Here is a 14761-nt window from a genome sequence, read left to right as displayed (position 1 = left end):
GCTTCTTCCTCGGCGATCCGACGAACCCGGTCCGACACCACCACACCCGCCGGCGGCACCGCACCCCAGCCGAGCCGGCGCAACGCCATCCACCCGTTGCCCGGCAGCCGCCGCCCATCAGGGCCGACCCCACCGGCAAGCTCCGCAAGGTCAGCATCCGACCAACGCGCGCCGATCACCTCGTCGGCCATGCCCCGAACCAGGTCCGCCAGCCACCCGACCCGTTCGGCGAGCACCCGCCCCGACACGGGCGCCTGCACCCCCGGCGCGTCGGGCTTACCGCCGCACACCGCCCGGTATGCGGTGCAGGTCGCGGTCGACGTCAACACGGAGCCAGCCACTACCCCACGCCTTTACCCGCGGCCGCCAGCAGTCGCCGCTTGGCCTCACGCGACCGCAGGCCGTACATCCGACCGGCGAACATGGCGACCAGAGACATGAAGTCGTCCACCAGTTCCTCGACCCCACCGGCCGAACCCTTCGAATGCAGCACCTCGACAGTCACCCCGTCACGGGCGAGCAGAGCGGTCAACCACGCCGTGCCGAACCGGGCCAACCGGTCGCGGTGGGTCACTCTCACCACAGTGAACTCGCCCGCCGCCGCACCCTTCAACAGCCGGGCAAGTCCCGGCCGGTTCTCCCGCAGCCCAGACGCCTTGTCCTTGAACACCGCCACCACCTCGGCGGCAGCAGTAGCCCGCAGTTCCGCCTCTTGGGCCACCAGCGACGTCTCCTGGCCAGACGTACCCGACACCCGCACATACAACGCCTCACGGCGCGGCCGTTCCGCCTCACCCCGTCCAACGAACGCATCGAGCAACGCAGAGTCGAACCGACGCTCCCGACCAACCCACGTCACCGCCACCCGTCCCTCATCCGCCCACCGGCGCAGCGTCACAGGATGCACACCGATGTACTCAGCGGCCGGACCCAGACGCAGCAACGACATGATCAAGAACGTACCACATAGCTTCGCTTAGTCAATCAGCCAACAGTTGCACACCCTCCGTCCGACCACCGGTCGCCGCCCGCCGGGGTCAGCCGGCCAGGCCCTTCTTCAGCGCCGTGCTGATCTGCACCGCGCGTCGGACGGTCAGCGCGGTCGCCTTGAGCGCGATGTCGTCGGGCGCGGTCTCGCCGTTGTTGCTGGTGTGCGAGGCGCCGTACGGGTTGCCCGCGACGAACTGGCTGGGGTCGGTGTAGCCGGGGGCCACCACGATGCCGCCCCAGTGGTAGAAGACGTTGAACAGGGCCAGCAGGGTGGACTCCTGGCCGCCGTGCGAGGTGGCCGTCGAGCAGAACGCCGAGTACACCTTGTTGGCCAGCGAGCCCTGGGCCCAGAGCGGGCCGGTGGTGTCGATGAACTGCTTGAGCTGGGCGGCGACCATGCCGTACCGGGTGGGCGAGCCGAAGATCACCGCGTCGGCCCAGGAGAGGTCGTCGAGCTGCGCCTCCATCACGTCCTGGGTCTCCAGGTGGTGCGCCTGCCAGCCGGAGTTGGAGCGGACCGCCTCGTCGGGCGCCAGCTCACGTACCTTGCGCAGGCGCACCTCGGCCCCGGCCTCGCCGGCGGCTTCGACCGCTGACTGCGCCATCTGGTAGGTGATGCCGGTCGCGCTGTAGTAGATCACCGCGACCTTGGTCCGACCATCCATCAGACGTTCCCTCCTCAAATCGGATCAGCTCCGGCGACTACCCGTTGTTTGCGGCGTCAAACGGTCACCGCACACAGTCATCGAGGTCGATAGGTTGCGCCTGCTCAAGATTTCCGCAAGTTCCGATCCGCAACGGTGCCGTGGCTCCGCCGGCCGGGGATCCTGGTCGCACCGGTGTCGGCGGAACCCCGCCACCGCCCCACACCGGCGAACCTGAACGGGGGATCGCGCTCCGCCGGCGACCAGGCTGGCGTAGCGCGATCAGGGTTCAGCGGACCAGGACGGCCATCAGCCGGTCGAGCTCCGCCGCCGGATCGGCGGTCAGCCCGGTGTGCACCGGACCGGCCTGGATCATCGTGCTCCGCGGGGCGGCCAGCCAGCGGAACCGCTCCCCCGGCTTCATCGTCCGCGCCGGCCCGTCGCCGCCGCAGGTCCGGTCCCAGGAGCCCAGCGCCGCCGCCACCGCCTCCAGGTCCACATCGGGGGCCAGGGCGCGCGCCCGGTCGGCGTCCAGATGGGTACGCGCACCGAGGAAACCGCGGGCCTGGCAGTAGAGGAGCACGCCCACGTTGATCTGCTCGCCGCGCTCCACCCGGGGCACCAGCCGGATCACCGCGTACTCGAACGGCTCTCTCATGCCACGCTCCCCGCGGGCAGCCAGGCGTCGGTCCGCGCCACCCGCCGGGCCAGGTGGTCCACGTACGCCGCCCGGGCGGCGTCGGGGGTGTCGAAGTCCGGGCCGGTCAGCCACTCCGCCGGCACCAGCGCGAGGACCTCGGTGAGCAGCTCCCGGTCGATCCGCGGGGCGAGCTCGGCGTCCGCCTCGGCCAGCCGGGTGGCGTACGGGGCGAGCACGTGGTCGTCGGCCCGGTAGGCCCGGTGCACGGCGGCCTCGGCGCGCGGCCAATTGTGATGGAAGTACAGGGTGGCGCCGTGGTCGATCAGCCACAGCTGCCGGTGCCAGATCAGCAGGTTGGGGTTGCGCCAGCTCCGGTCGACGTTCTCGGTGAACGCGTCGAACCAGAGCACCCGGGAGGCCAGCGCCGCGTCGACCGGGTGGGCGACCGGGTCGTAGCCGAGCGCGCCGGGCAGGAAGTCCATCCCCAGGTTCGCGCCGCCGCTGTTGCGCAGCAGCTCCTGCACCTCCTGGTCGGGCTCGGCCCGGCCGATGACCGGGTCGATGGTGAGCACCACCAGCGGCGGCACGGCCATCCCGAGCCGGCGGGCCAGTTCGCCGCAGATCACCTCCGCCACCAGCGCCTTCGGCCCCTGCCCGGCGCCGCGGAACTTCGCCACGTAGGTGCCGAGGTCGTCGGCTTCCACCACGCCGGGCAGCGAGCCGCCCTCGCGCAGCGGGGTGACGTACCGGATGCCGGTGACCTGACGGAGCACGCGCCAACCCTAACCGGCCACCGTGATGCGGGGACCGGCCGTCGGTCAGTCGTTGAGCTTGTCGCGCAGATCGGTGACCCGCTTCTCCAGCCGGTCCACCGCCTGCTCGTTGTTGAGGAAGGTGCTGATGCCGGCGGCGAGCGCCAGCCCGAGCAGCACCGCCAGGGCGCTGAGGACCAGGCCACCGATGGCCACGCCGCGTCCGGTCACCCCGGGACGCCGGCTCATCTTCAGCCCGACGATGCCGAGGATGACGCCGATGATGCCGAGCAGCAGCCCTACCGACGCCAGGATCGCGGTGAGGACGCTGAGCAGGCCGGCCACTCCGAAGACCAGCGCGAAGGTGGCGGCGGCACTGGTCTTGGCCTGGGTCGCAGGGGCGGCCGGACGGGCTGCGCCCCTGCCGGCGCCGCCGGCCGGTTCGCTGGACGCTGTCATCCCACACCTCGCATTCCTCGCGTCGGTCGCGGCTGGCGCATCCCCGCTACAGCGACGCTTATGCGTGCAGCCCAGGTCACTTCCGGCACTTCTGCTCCTGTTCGTCCCGGCTCTGGCGAATGCCGCGAATCCCGGCGGGGACTCAGGTCGTGACCCACGAGAGGAAGGACGAACCATGCGACTGACCGAGCAGCAGATCCGTTCGCTGTACGGACAGGACGTCCAGGACCGTTCGGGTGCGAAGATCGGCAGTGTGGGCCAGGTCTGGGCCGACGCCGCCGGCGAGCCCACCTGGGTCAGCGTGAAGACCGGGGTGATGGGCCACCACGAGTCCATGGCCCCGCTTCAGGCGGCCCGGATGCAGGAGTTCGGCCGCCTCCAGGTGGCGTACGACAAGGCGACCGTCCGCAGCGCGCCCAGCGTCGAGACGGGCACCGACCAGCCGCTCGGCACGGACCCAGCTCACCCAGCTGTATCAGCACTACCAGCTGCAGCAGCAGGGCGCGGCCCGGCAACCGGAGCAGCCGCCGTAGCGGATGCCGGGCGCACCCGAGGTGGTCCGCTCGGAGGAGCGGCTGCGGGTCGGCACCGAGAGCGAGCCCGCCGGCACGGCCCGGCTCCGTAAGCACGTGGTGACCGAGAACGTGCAGACCGCGGTCCCGGTGGAGCACGACGAGGTGAGCGTGGTCCGGGAGCCGATCACCGCGGCGAACCGGGGCGACGTCCGGCCGGACATCGGCGACGAGCAGCGGGAGATGGAGCTGCGCGCCGAGCATCCGGTGGCCGCCAAGGACCAGGTCCCGGTCGAGCGGGTGCGGCTCGACAAGGACGAGGTGGTCGAGGAGGAGCCGGTCAACGCGCAGGTCCGCCGCGAGCTGGTCGACGCGGACGTGCCCGAGCGGGCGCGCCGGAACCGCTGACGGTTCTGCGGGCTGACGCGGGTACCCCGGGCGGGTGGGCGACCAGCCCACTCGCCCGGTCACGTCCACCCCGGAAACGTCGGACCGGCCGCCTATGCTGGCCGCCATCACCGACGGAAGGCGGCTCGTGGACGTGCGGCTCACCGGCGCGGAGGCGCTGGCCCTGCGGATGACCAGCCTGCTGCTGCGCCCGCACCCGACCGCCCGGCCGGACGACGTGGCCGGGGTGGTCGAGTGGTTCGGCGCCATGCAGGCCCAGGACGTGGCGAGCGGCCTGTGGTCGCTGGGCGTACGCCTGCCGTGGCGCACGGTCGCCGACGTGCGGGCGGCGCTGGAGCGCCGGGAGGCGCTGCGGACGTGGCCGATGCGCGGGACGGTCCACCTCGTACCGGCGCGGGACGCCCGGTGGATGCTGGCGGTGACCGGCGTCCGCACATTGGCCGGCGCGGCGGCGCGGCGGGCCACCCTGGGGCTCACCGAGGCCGAGGCCGACCGGGCGGCAGACGTGCTGGGCGCCGCGCTGGCCGGCGGCGGCCGGCTCACCCGCGCCGAGTGCCTCGCCACCCTCGCGGCGGCCGGGATCGACACCGCCGGGCAGCGCGGCTACCACCTGCTCTGGTACGCGAGCCAGCGCGGCGTCACCTGCATCGCCCCGCACGTCGGCTCGGAGCAGACGTTCGCCCTGCTGGACGAGTGGGCGCCCGACCCGCGCCGGCCGGAGCGCGAGGAGGCGCTGGGCATCCTGGCGTTGCGCTACTTCCGCAGCCACGGCCCCACCACCCGGCAGGACTTCGCCGGCTGGACCGGGCTGACCGCCGCCGACGCGAAACGCGGCATCGCGGTGGCCGGCGACGCCTTGGCCACCGTCCGGGTCGACGACACCGAGGCGGTCGTCGACGCGGCGCTGCTCGACGCGCCCCGGGAGCAGGTCGACGACCTGCACGTGCTCCCTGGGTTCGACGAATACCTGCTCGGGTTCAAGGACCGGAGCCTGATGCTCGATCCGGCGCACAAGCAGGCGGTCATCCCCGGCGGCAACGGGATCTTCCAGGCCACGGTCGTCCGCGCCGGGCGGGTGGTGGGCACCTGGAAGCGCACCCTCACCAAGAGCCGGGCCACGGTCACCGTGCACCCGCTGGCCCCGTTCGACCCGGGGCTGCGGACCCGGGTCGAGGCGGCGCTGGACGGGTACGCCCACTTCCTCGGCCTGCCCCTTCGTCACTCCTGGTGACCTGCTGAGACGTGCCGGGCCAGGTCGGCCGGGGTGTCAACGTCCCGGGGCGAGCCCAGGCCGTCGCAGGGCACCACGGTCACCAGGTCGGGACGGGCCCGCAGGAGGTCGCGGGCGCCCCGGTCCCCGGTCGCGTACCGGTCGAGCAGCGGCCACACGGCGCGGTCGAGCAGCACCGGGTGCCCGACCCGGCCGGCGTAGCCGGCGGCCGCGACGGGCGCGCCGGCGGCGTGGGCCGCGCACACCCGGCGTACCGCCGCCGGGGTGAGCGACGGCTGGTCGACGAGCACCACCACGGCGGCGCGGACCTGCCCGGGCAGCGACGCCAGGCCGTGGCGCAGCGAGCCGCCCAGCCCGTCCCGCCAGTGCCGGTTGACGACGAGCACGGCCCCGGGCAGTTCGGGCAGCGCGTCCGCGCCCGCGCCGACGACGACGTGGACCGGCGCGCAGCCGCCGGCCCGGAGCAGCCGGACCGCGCGCCGAACGAGCGGCTCGCCGTCCAGCTCGACCAGCGCCTTGGGCCGGCCGAACCGGCGCCCCGCCCCGGCGGCGAGCAGCAGCCCGGCGACGGTCACCGCAGCGACCCGGCGGGCCGGCGGGCCCGGTCCGGGGCGCGGTGGATCGGGCCGTGCAGTCCGTGCCGCGCCCGACCGGTGCCGCCGTTCCGCCGGGCCGCGTCGAGCACCGCCGACTCGACGCAGCCGGCGGGGATGCCACCGCGCACGTCGCCGGACGGGTCCACGGCCAGCAGGTCACCCGGTGCGGTCAGACCGCCCGCGGTGCTGGACGCCACGGGGGCCAGGCCGAACGGGACGCCCCGCCGGCGCCAGTCCCGCGCCGCGGCCAGTACGTCGTCCATGCGCCGATCCCCACCCGTCGGGCGTTCGCCCGGTTTTGTCCGTTAACGGTAGGAACGACGGTAGTCTGGCCCGGTGCGGGGCGGGCGGGAGAGCGGGAATCCGGCGGACGACCAGTGGTCGAGCCGGATCGGCCTCACCGTCAACGGCGGCGGCCACGACCTGACCCTGGACAACCGGACCACCCTGCTGGACGCGTTGCGGGAACGGCTCGGCCTGACCGGCAGCAAGAAGGGCTGCGACCACGGCCAGTGCGGCTCGTGCACGGTGCTGCTCGACGGCCGGCGGGTGAAGAGCTGCCTGATCCTGGCCGTCACCCTGGACGGCCGGGAGGTGACCACCGTGGAGGGACTCGCCGGACCGGACGGGCTCTCCCCGCTCCAGGCCGCCTTCGTCGCGCACGACGCCTTCCAGTGCGGCTACTGCACCCCCGGCCAGCTCTGCTCCGCCCGGGGCATGCTCGACGAGGTGACCCGGGACTGGCCCAGCGCGGTGACCGGGGACCTCGACGGGCCGGTGGAGCTGACCGACGCGGAGGTGCGGGAACGGATGAGCGGCAACCTGTGCCGCTGCGCCGCGTACCCGAACATCGTGACCGCGATCCGCGCGGCGGCGGCGGCCCGGTGAGAGCGTTCCGCTACCACCGGCCGGCGGACGTCACGGAGGCGGTCGCACTGCTGGACGCGGACCCGGAGGCGGCGTACCTGGGCGGCGGGACCAACCTGGTGGACCTGATGAAGCTCGGCGTGCAACGGCCGGGCCTGCTGGTGGACGTCACCGGGCTGCCGCTGGACACGGTGGAGCCCGGGCCCGACGGCGGGTTGCGGATCGGGGCCACCGTGCGCAACAGCGACCTCGCGGCGCGCCCGCTGGTCCGGCGGGACTACCCGCTGCTCGCCCGGGCCCTGCTCGACGCCGCCTCCGGGCAGGTGCGCAACATGGCGACCACCGGCGGCAACCTGCTGCAACGCACCCGCTGCGCCTACTTCCAGGACACCGCGAAGGCGTGCAACAAGCGGGAGCCCGGCACCGGCTGCGCGGCGCTGCACGGGCAGAACCGCGAGCTGGCCATCCTCGGCTGGTCCGAGCGCTGCGTGGCGACCCACCCGTCGGACCTGGCGGTCGCCCTGGTCGCGCTGGACGCCGTGGCGGAGGTACGCGAGCCGGACGGCCCCCGCGACGTGCGGCTCACCGAGCTGCACCGGACACCCGGCCACCACCCCGAACGGGAGACCACACTCCCCCGCGGCGCGCTGATCACCGCGGTACGGGTCCCGCCGCTGCCGTTCGCCCGGCGGTCCACCTACCTCAAGGTGCGCGACCGGGCCGCGTTCGCGTTCGCCGTCGGCTCGGTCGCGGCGGCGCTGGACCTGGACGGGGACGTGGTCCGCGACGTCCGGCTGGCCTACGGCGCGGTCGCGCACCGGCCGTGGCGGGCGTACCGGGCGGAGGAGCTGCTGCGCGGCCGGCCGATCACCGCCGAGCTCGCCGCCCAGGCGGCGGACGCCGAGCTCGCCGCGGCCCGGCCGTTGCGGCACAACGGGTTCAAGGTGCCACTGATCCGCAACCTCACCGTCCGCGCGCTGACCGGACTGGCCGGATCGGTGCGGCCGTGAGCGCGCCGGTCGGCGCGGTGGGCCGGGAACATCCGCGGCTGGAGGGCCAGGACAAGGTCACCGGGGCGGCCCGGTACGCGGTCGAGTACCCGGTCGAGGACGTCACGTACGGCTGGGCGGTGCCGGCGGCCGCGACCCGCGGCCGGATCGTCCGGGTCGACGCGGCCCCGGCGCTGGCCCTGCCCGGGGTGCTCGACGTGCTGCACCACGGCAACGCGCCCCGCCTGACGCCCGGGGTGGACGCGGACCTGTTCCTGCTCCAGGAGCCGACCGTGCACTACCGGGGACAGTTCGTCGCCGTCGTGGTGGCGGAGAGCATCGAGACGGCCCGGGAGGCGGCCCGGCTGGTCCGGATCGACTACGACACCGAGCCGCACAGCACCGTGCTCTCCGAACACCACCCCGGACTGTACCGGCCGGACAAGGTCAACCCGAGCTATCCGGCCGACACGGAGGACGGCGACTTCGACGCCGGCTTCGCCGCCGCCGAGGTCCGGATCGACGCCACCTACCGGACCCCGGCCTACCACAACAACCCAATGGAGCCGCACGCCACCACCGCACGGTGGCAGGACGGGCGGCTGCTGGTGCACGACTCCAACCAGGGTTCCTCGCCGGTGCAGGCCACCCTCGCCGAGCTGTTCGCGCTGCCCCGGGAGGCGGTCCGGGTGGTCGCCGAGCACGTCGGCGGCGGATTCGGCAGCAAGGGGTACGCCAAGGCGGCCGTGGTGCTCGCCGCGCTGGCCGCCCGGCAGGTGGACCGGCCCGTCCGGCTGGCCCTGACCCGGCAACAGCTCTTCGGCCCGATCGGGTACCGCACCCCCACCATCCAGCGGGTCCGGCTCGGCGCCGACGCCGACGGCCGGATCGCCGCGGTCTGCCACGACGCCATCAGCCAGACCTCGACGCTGACCGAGTTCACCGAGCAGGCCGCCGTCTACACCCGCAGCATGTACGCCGGCCGCCACCGACGCACCACCCACCGGGTGGTCCGGCTGGACGTGCCGACCCCGTTCTGGATGCGAGCGCCGGGCGAGTGCCCGGGCGCGTACGCCCTGGAGTCCGCAATGGACGAGCTGGCGACGGCGTGCGGCCTCGACCCGGTCGAGCTGCGGATCCGCAACGACCCGACCGTCGATCCCGAGCAAAAGCAGCCGTTCACCAGCCGGAACCTGGTGGCCTGCCTGCGTGACGGGGCACGCCGGTTTGGCTGGGCCGACCGCGACCCGACGCCGGGGGTCCGGCGCGACGGGCGCTGGCTGGTCGGCACCGGCGTCGCGGGCGCCAGCTACCCGGCCCGCGCCCGGGCCGCCGCGGCGGCGGCCACCGCCGCACCGGACGGCACCTTCGAGGTACGGATCAACGCGACCGACATCGGCACCGGCGCGCGGACCGCGCTGTGGCAGGTGGCCGCCGACGCGCTGGGCGTACCCGTGGACCGGGTGGCGATCCGGGTGGGCGACAGCGACCTGCCGGCCGCGGGCGTGGCCGGCGGCTCGATGGGCACCGCCTCGTGGAGCTGGGCGGTGATCCGCGCCTGCGAGGGGCTGCGCGACCGGCTCCGGCAGGCCCCGGGCGGGGCGGTGCCGGCCGACGGGGTGACGGTCGAGGTGAGCACGGCCGACGAGGTCCGCGCTCAACGCCCCCTGCCCCGGTACGCCTACGGCGCCCACTTTTGCGAGGTGCGGGTGGACGCGGACACCGGCGAGGTCCGGGTGCCCCGCCTGCTCGGCGTCTTCGCCGCCGGTCGGGTGGTGAACCCGACCACCGCCCGCAGCCAGCTGATCGGCGGCATGACGATGGGGATGTCGATGGCGCTGCACGAGGAGGGCGTGCTTGACGAGCGGTACGGCGACTGGGTCAACCACGACTTCGCCATGTACCACATCAGCGGCTGCGCGGACGTGGAGCGGATCGAGGCGTACTGGCTGCCGGAGGAGGACCCCGACCTCAACCCGGCCGGGGTGAAGGGGCTGGGCGAGATCGGCATCGTGGGCGCGGCCGCCGCGATCACGAGCGCCGTGCACCACGCGACCGGGGTACGTGTCCGCGACCTGCCGGTCCGGCTCGACAAGCTGCTGGAGGAGCAAGCCGAGGATGGTGGCAGCAATCGTGACGGCGTTCCACCGTGAAAACGTCCGGCGCATCCAGTCTTCGAAGTCGAATCTCACCGGCCGCACCTAACCACATTCCTCTGCAACCTCGGCCAAGCGGCGCAGCCGCGCGGATCGCGGCATGAGCGTGCACCTGATCATCGCTGGGTGAGTTTGCTTTGCATCTGCCTGCCCAGCCGCCCGGCGGAGGCAAAGGCCCCCTCCGGATGGCGCTAATCTGCCGGGCATGCGCATGTTGCACCTCGGGCTGCGGGTGACCGACCTGAACCGCTCGCTCGTCTTCTACACCGCGGTTGGGTTCGCCAGGATCGGCAGTGTCCAAGAGACAGGATTCGGCAGCCTGACCATGCTGCAGCTTCCCGACGACCCGTTCGTCAGCCTCGAACTCGTGCACGACCCCGCGCGCCCGGTCCGGGACATCGGCGCAGTCAACCACCTCGTCATACAGGTTGACGACCTCAACGCCACGGTCGCCGATCTTGCCATGAAGGGTGTCACGGCGGAGCCACCGACGGAGTTGGGACCGGGAATGCGGACGTCGTGGCTCACCGATCCCGACGGCTATCGGATCGAGCTCGTGCAGTGGCCGCCCAACCACCCGGCTGGCATGACAGCGGCCGACTTTGGCTGACCAGACTGGCCAATACGAATCAGGGAGATGTGTACTGCCGTCGCCGAGCGCGGTCGGCGGCAGATCAGTACACCTGACCTTCGTCGACGCCCAGCCACGGGTGAGGCAATGCGCCCGGAGCTATCCGAACGCATTGACATCGACAGGGTCGCATACCGGCCGTCTCCAGCCGGTGGCGTCGGCGGCGATCAGTTTCCTGATCAGAAGGGGGGTGCGTCCTCGCCCATCAACGCCAGCACGACGCCTCCCTTCCCGCTCTTGAGGCTCTGGACCACGACCTTGCCGGTGCTGCCGTCGGGCAGCTCCAACGTAAAGGTCTTCCCGACCGCGTTCTTGGGGCCATTGCCGGCGCTGTTGGCCGGTCGGAAGTCGCCTGCCCACGGCGGAGTCCCACCCTTGCGGGCGGGCTCGGCGAAGAGCGCGGCGGTGCCGGGGGTCCTGGTGCCGTCGGAGGAGAGAAGCACTGAGGCGCTGCGATAGGTAGCCATATACGCCAAGGCTATCCCGGACTGCGCTCGTTCGCGCCACGACAACTGCGCCGTAACGCGAACGGCCACGGGGAGCGACCTTGATCTGCTCTCACCCCTTGGGTTGACCGTTCGTTGCCGCGGCCCGAGCTAGACCCAACGCCGTTCGGTTAGGGCTTGCAGAAAAATAACCCGTAGCTTCGCGGAGTCTCGCTCGTTGCTGTGGTATGGCCGTCATGGTGGAAACTGGGCAGATGCTCGCGGCGAAGTTCGAGGCGATCTTCCCGCATCTGGACGAGCGGCAGCGTCGGCTGTTGATGGGTGCCGAGGCGCGGGTGCTGGGACACGGCGGGATCCGTGCGGTGGCGCGGGCCGCTGGCGTTCGTGAGGCGACGGTGTCGCTGGGCGTCGATGAGTTGGACACGGGTGCGCAGCCGCTGGGTCGGGTCCGCAGGCCCGGTGGGGGGCGTAAACGGGCTGTTGAGGTGGATCCCGTGCTGCGCCCGGCGCTGTTGGCCCTTGTCGAGCCGGACGAGCGGGGGGATCCGATGTCGCCGCTGCGGTGGACGACGAAGTCGACCCGCAAGCTCGCAGCGGAGTTGACCGGCCAAGGTCACCGGGTGAGCGCCGACACCGTCGCTGACCTGCTGCGCGAGGAGGGGTTCAGCCTGCAGGCCAACGCCAAGACTGTCGAGGGCAAGCAGCACCCAGACCGCGACGCGCAGTTCCGCTATATCAACGAGCAGGTCAAAGACCACCAGGCCGCCATGGAGCCGGTGATCAGCGTGGATACCAAGAAGAAGGAACTGGTCGGCCAGTTCAGCAACGCCGGCCGGCAGTGGCGACCCCAAGGCGAGCCTGTGGCCACCCTCACGCACGACTTTCCCGGTGACAGCCGGGGCAAGGCGGTGCCGTACGGCATCTACGACCTGGCCGCCAACACCGGCTGGGTCAACGTCGGCACCGACCACGACACCGCCGCGTTCGCCGTCGAGTCGATCCGCCGCTGGTGGAACGCGGTCGGCCACATCGACTACCCGCAGGCCCGACGGCTGCTGATCACCGCGGATGCGGGTGGCTCCAACGGCTACCGCACCCGCGCTTGGAAAGCCGAACTGGCAGCCCTCGCCGTCCAGACCGGGTTGGAAATCACCGTGTGTCACTTTCCGCCCGGCACCTCGAAGTGGAACAAAGTCGAGCACCGGTTGTTCTCCCACATCACCATGAACTGGCGAGGCCGGCCGCTGACCAGCCACGAGGTCATCGTGCAATCCATCGCCGCCACCACGACCCGCACCGGGCTGCGCGTGCACGCCGAACTCGACACCAGCACCTACGACACCGGCATCCGCATCAGCGACCGGCAGCACGAGGCGCTGCCCGTGACCCGCCACGACTGGCACCCAGACTGGAACTACACCCTGCGCCCCGAAACATACGAGCAGGTCAACACCGCTGCCGATCCGTTTGACCAGCCCAGTCCCGACCTGGCCTGGCTACGCCACCCGACCCTTACCGGACTGCCGGCGCCTGAATGGAGCGCCCTGATCACCACGCTGATGACGCTGCATGACCAGCAGCGAGAAGCCAGCCTGGACAAACGACGCGGCCACCGCCCACGCCTGACCGCCCCCGGCACAGGCCGGCGCCCCGTCCTCACCCTCGCCGACCGGCTCCTGGCCGCGAGCCTCCACCACCGACTCGCGCTGCCCCAGGTCACCATCGCCGCCCTGTTCCGAGTCCGACCCGAGACCATCAACCGGCATCTGCGCGAGATCCGCCAACTCCTGCAGCAGGCAGGACACACCATCCAGCCCAGCCCGCACCAGCTGGCCACACTCAACGACCTCTACGCCCTCGCGACCGCACAAGGCATCACCACTCCGCAAGGGACCAAAATGGCGCGTTGATGATCTGCAAGCCCTTAGGCGGGTTGGTGGCGTGTCAAGGCGTGTCGGGGGATGTGAAGCAGCGGAGCTCCGGTAGAGAGGGTTGTCACTCCAAGACACCCCGAAACCAGGAGCTCCGCTGTCCGGACAGATTGCCATAACGCGTACGACGATGGTGGCGGCGGGCCGGTTCGCGCCGGGCCATCTGGGCGAGTTGACCCAGCTGGTGCCGTTCGAGATGGTCGATGATGCCCTGGAGCGCACCGGTGCGGTGCAGTCGCGGGTTCGGTTGCTGCCCTCACGGGTGGTGGTCTACCTGTTGCTGGCCGGCTGCCTGTTCGCTGAGTTGGGCTACGGGCAGGTCTAGCATCGGCTGACCGCCGGTCTGCATGGCCTGGCCGTGGCCGCGCCGACGGCCAGCGCGCTGCGTCAGGCCCGGCAACGGCTCGGGGTGGCACCCCTGCGGGCGTTGTTCGACCTGCTGCGTGGCCCGGCCGCGACGACGGCGGCAGGGGCGGTGTCCTGGCGTGGGCTGTTGGTCTGCGCTGTGGACGGCACGTTGATGAGCGTGGCCGACAGCGCCGCGAACCTGACCGCTGTGGTTAAACAGCGCTGCAACCACGGCGCGGGCGGTTACCCCACGGTCCGGGTCCTGGCCCTGGTGGCCTGCGGGACCCGCAGCGTCATCGACGCGGTCTTCGGCCCGGCCAGTATCGGCGAACCCGGGTACGCGGCACGGTTGGCCGGCAGTCTCCGGCCGGGGATGCTGCTGCTGGCCGACCGTAACTTCGCCGCCGCGGACCTGCTGACCCACCTCGCCGCCACCGGCGCGGACCTGCTGGTGCGATGCAAGAGCGGCCGACGGCTACCGGTCAGATCCCGCCACCGGGACGGCTCCTACCTGTCCCAACTCGGTAGTCTCGCCGTCCGCGTCATCGAGGCCGAGATCGGCATCGTCACCAGCGCTGGCCGGCGCACCGGCACCTACCGTCTGGTCACCACCCTGCTCGACCCGCACCGCTACCCGGCCGGCGAGCTGATCACCCTCTACCACCAGCGGTGGGAGATCGAGACCGTCTACCTGGAACTGAAGTCCACCATCCTGGGCGGGCGGGTGCTACGCGCCCGCACCCCGGCCGGAATCGACCAGGAGATCTACGCCCTACTGGTCACCTACCAGGTGCTCCGCACCGCGATGACCGACGCCACCGACACCATCCCCGGCCTGGACCCCGACCGGGCCAGCTTCACCATTGCCCTGCACACCGCCCGTGATCAGGTCATCCAAGCCGCCAGCGTCATCGCCGACACGGTCATCGACCTCGTCGGCGCGATCGGCCGGCGGGTCCTGGCCACGCTCATGCCCGACCGACGCGTCCGGACCAAACCCCGCATCGTCAAACGCGCCATCTCCAAGTACAACGCCCGCGGCCCGGACATCGACCGCACCACCTACAAAGCCACCATCGACATCAACATCCTCGACACCGGACCTTGACAGCCGATCAACCCGCCAAACTGAACGGCGTTGGAGCTAGACCCCGGTCGCCG

Annotated in this window: 17 protein-coding genes and 1 pseudogene; 9 read left to right on the top strand and 9 right to left on the bottom strand. The window is 72.1% G+C overall.

Features of this window, described 5'->3' with window-relative positions; all coding sequences use genetic code 11:
- The 6 genes from DKT69_RS39775 to DKT69_RS14885 all read right to left on the bottom strand — a co-directional run.
- Window positions 1-191: hypothetical protein (locus tag DKT69_RS39775; RefSeq protein WP_236647369.1), on the bottom strand; the 191-nt coding region annotated here is incomplete at its 3' end.
- A gap of 149 nt (window positions 192-340) precedes the next feature.
- Complete coding sequence (locus DKT69_RS14905; protein WP_201749672.1) at window positions 341-949, bottom strand: IS607 family transposase; 609 nt, start codon at window positions 947-949, stop codon at window positions 341-343.
- 88 nt (window positions 950-1037) lie between these two features.
- The gene (gene wrbA / locus DKT69_RS14900) at window positions 1038-1655 is read right to left on the bottom strand and encodes an NAD(P)H:quinone oxidoreductase (protein ID WP_109802154.1); all 618 of its coding nucleotides are present in this window, start codon (window positions 1653-1655) and stop codon (window positions 1038-1040) included.
- Between the two features lie 268 nt (window positions 1656-1923).
- Window positions 1924-2292: a DUF3037 domain-containing protein gene (locus DKT69_RS14895; RefSeq protein ID WP_109802153.1), complete on the bottom strand. Its 369-nt coding sequence runs from the start codon at window positions 2290-2292 to the stop codon at window positions 1924-1926.
- Window positions 2289-3047 carry a HipA family kinase gene (locus DKT69_RS14890; RefSeq protein WP_109802152.1) on the bottom strand — a complete coding sequence of 253 codons (759 nt, stop codon included), beginning with the start codon at window positions 3045-3047 and terminating at the stop codon, window positions 2289-2291. Before DKT69_RS14890 ends, DKT69_RS14895 begins: the two co-directional genes overlap by 4 nt.
- A gap of 45 nt (window positions 3048-3092) precedes the next feature.
- A complete protein-coding gene (locus DKT69_RS14885) occupies window positions 3093-3485 on the bottom strand; it encodes a DUF4190 domain-containing protein (RefSeq protein ID WP_109802151.1) in 393 nt (130 codons plus the stop codon).
- A gap of 175 nt (window positions 3486-3660) precedes the next feature.
- On the opposite strand from DKT69_RS14885, the gene DKT69_RS41070 reads away from it, so the two are divergent.
- From DKT69_RS41070 to DKT69_RS14870, 3 genes are all read left to right on the top strand, one after another.
- Entirely contained in the window at window positions 3661-4110 is a 450-nt protein-coding gene (locus DKT69_RS41070; protein ID WP_109802150.1) for a PRC-barrel domain-containing protein, read from the top strand.
- A complete protein-coding gene (locus tag DKT69_RS14875) occupies window positions 4022-4405 on the top strand; it encodes a YsnF/AvaK domain-containing protein (RefSeq protein ID WP_109802149.1) in 384 nt (127 codons plus the stop codon). The genes DKT69_RS41070 and DKT69_RS14875 overlap by 89 nt, the downstream gene beginning before the upstream one ends.
- Window positions 4406-4499: 94 nt before the next feature.
- The gene (locus DKT69_RS14870) at window positions 4500-5636 is read left to right on the top strand and encodes a winged helix DNA-binding domain-containing protein (protein ID WP_109802148.1); all 1137 of its coding nucleotides are present in this window, start codon (window positions 4500-4502) and stop codon (window positions 5634-5636) included.
- On the opposite strand, the gene DKT69_RS14865 is transcribed toward DKT69_RS14870, so the two are convergent.
- Window positions 5624-6211 carry a nucleotidyltransferase family protein gene (locus DKT69_RS14865; protein ID WP_109802147.1) on the bottom strand — a complete coding sequence of 196 codons (588 nt, stop codon included), beginning with the start codon at window positions 6209-6211 and terminating at the stop codon, window positions 5624-5626. The genes DKT69_RS14870 and DKT69_RS14865 overlap by 13 nt on opposite strands.
- Window positions 6208-6495, bottom strand: coding sequence for an XdhC family protein (locus DKT69_RS14860; RefSeq protein ID WP_109802146.1), 288 nt, complete (start codon window positions 6493-6495; stop codon window positions 6208-6210). The genes DKT69_RS14865 and DKT69_RS14860 overlap by 4 nt, the downstream gene beginning before the upstream one ends.
- Before the next feature lie 127 nt (window positions 6496-6622).
- Between DKT69_RS14860 and DKT69_RS14855 the strand changes: the two genes are divergently transcribed.
- From DKT69_RS14855 to DKT69_RS14840, 4 genes are all read left to right on the top strand, one after another.
- Window positions 6623-7120 (top strand): 2Fe-2S iron-sulfur cluster-binding protein, encoded by a 498-nt coding sequence (locus DKT69_RS14855; RefSeq protein ID WP_201749673.1) that lies wholly within the window; start codon window positions 6623-6625, stop codon window positions 7118-7120.
- Window positions 7117-8109 carry an FAD binding domain-containing protein gene (locus DKT69_RS14850; RefSeq protein WP_109802160.1) on the top strand — a complete coding sequence of 331 codons (993 nt, stop codon included), beginning with the start codon at window positions 7117-7119 and terminating at the stop codon, window positions 8107-8109. Before DKT69_RS14855 ends, DKT69_RS14850 begins: the two co-directional genes overlap by 4 nt.
- Entirely contained in the window at window positions 8106-10241 is a 2136-nt protein-coding gene (locus DKT69_RS14845) for a xanthine dehydrogenase family protein molybdopterin-binding subunit (protein ID WP_109802144.1), read from the top strand. Before DKT69_RS14850 ends, DKT69_RS14845 begins: the two co-directional genes overlap by 4 nt.
- A 208-nt stretch (window positions 10242-10449) precedes the next feature.
- Complete coding sequence (locus DKT69_RS14840) at window positions 10450-10854, top strand: VOC family protein (RefSeq protein ID WP_109802143.1); 405 nt, start codon at window positions 10450-10452, stop codon at window positions 10852-10854.
- A gap of 200 nt (window positions 10855-11054) precedes the next feature.
- Here DKT69_RS14840 and DKT69_RS14835 read toward each other — a convergent pair whose 3' ends face one another.
- Complete coding sequence (locus DKT69_RS14835) at window positions 11055-11342, bottom strand: hypothetical protein (protein ID WP_074310625.1); 288 nt, start codon at window positions 11340-11342, stop codon at window positions 11055-11057.
- A 206-nt stretch (window positions 11343-11548) separates the two neighbouring features.
- On the opposite strand from DKT69_RS14835, the gene DKT69_RS14830 reads away from it, so the two are divergent.
- Complete coding sequence (locus DKT69_RS14830; protein ID WP_375373552.1) at window positions 11549-13231, top strand: ISAzo13 family transposase; 1683 nt, start codon at window positions 11549-11551, stop codon at window positions 13229-13231.
- Between the two features lie 151 nt (window positions 13232-13382).
- Window positions 13383-14708: pseudogene (locus DKT69_RS14825) on the top strand (IS4 family transposase).
- Window positions 14709-14761 lie beyond the last annotated feature (53 nt).

The sequence above is a fragment of the Micromonospora sicca genome (assembly GCF_003172935.1).
Lineage (GTDB): Bacteria > Actinomycetota > Actinomycetes > Mycobacteriales > Micromonosporaceae > Micromonospora > Micromonospora sicca.
Note: the sequence above shows the minus strand (reverse complement) of the source record. Positions and strands in the feature narration are given on the sequence as shown.

Coding starts and splice junctions, on each gene's coding strand:
- DKT69_RS14905 (WP_201749672.1), bottom strand. CDS start 949: ATGTCGTTGCTGCGTCTGGGTCCGGCCGCTGAGTACATCGGTGTGCAT.
- wrbA (WP_109802154.1), bottom strand. CDS start 1,655: ATGGATGGTCGGACCAAGGTCGCGGTGATCTACTACAGCGCGACCGGC.
- DKT69_RS14895 (WP_109802153.1), bottom strand. CDS start 2,292: ATGAGAGAGCCGTTCGAGTACGCGGTGATCCGGCTGGTGCCCCGGGTG.
- DKT69_RS14885 (WP_109802151.1), bottom strand. CDS start 3,485: ATGACAGCGTCCAGCGAACCGGCCGGCGGCGCCGGCAGGGGCGCAGCC.
- DKT69_RS41070 (WP_109802150.1), top strand. CDS start 3,661: ATGCGACTGACCGAGCAGCAGATCCGTTCGCTGTACGGACAGGACGTC.
- DKT69_RS14875 (WP_109802149.1), top strand. CDS start 4,022: ATGCCGGGCGCACCCGAGGTGGTCCGCTCGGAGGAGCGGCTGCGGGTC.
- DKT69_RS14870 (WP_109802148.1), top strand. CDS start 4,500: ATGCTGGCCGCCATCACCGACGGAAGGCGGCTCGTGGACGTGCGGCTC.
- DKT69_RS14860 (WP_109802146.1), bottom strand. CDS start 6,495: ATGGACGACGTACTGGCCGCGGCGCGGGACTGGCGCCGGCGGGGCGTC.
- DKT69_RS14840 (WP_109802143.1), top strand. CDS start 10,450: ATGCGCATGTTGCACCTCGGGCTGCGGGTGACCGACCTGAACCGCTCG.
- DKT69_RS14835 (WP_074310625.1), bottom strand. CDS start 11,342: ATGGCTACCTATCGCAGCGCCTCAGTGCTTCTCTCCTCCGACGGCACC.
- DKT69_RS14830 (WP_375373552.1), top strand. CDS start 11,549: ATGGCCGTCATGGTGGAAACTGGGCAGATGCTCGCGGCGAAGTTCGAG.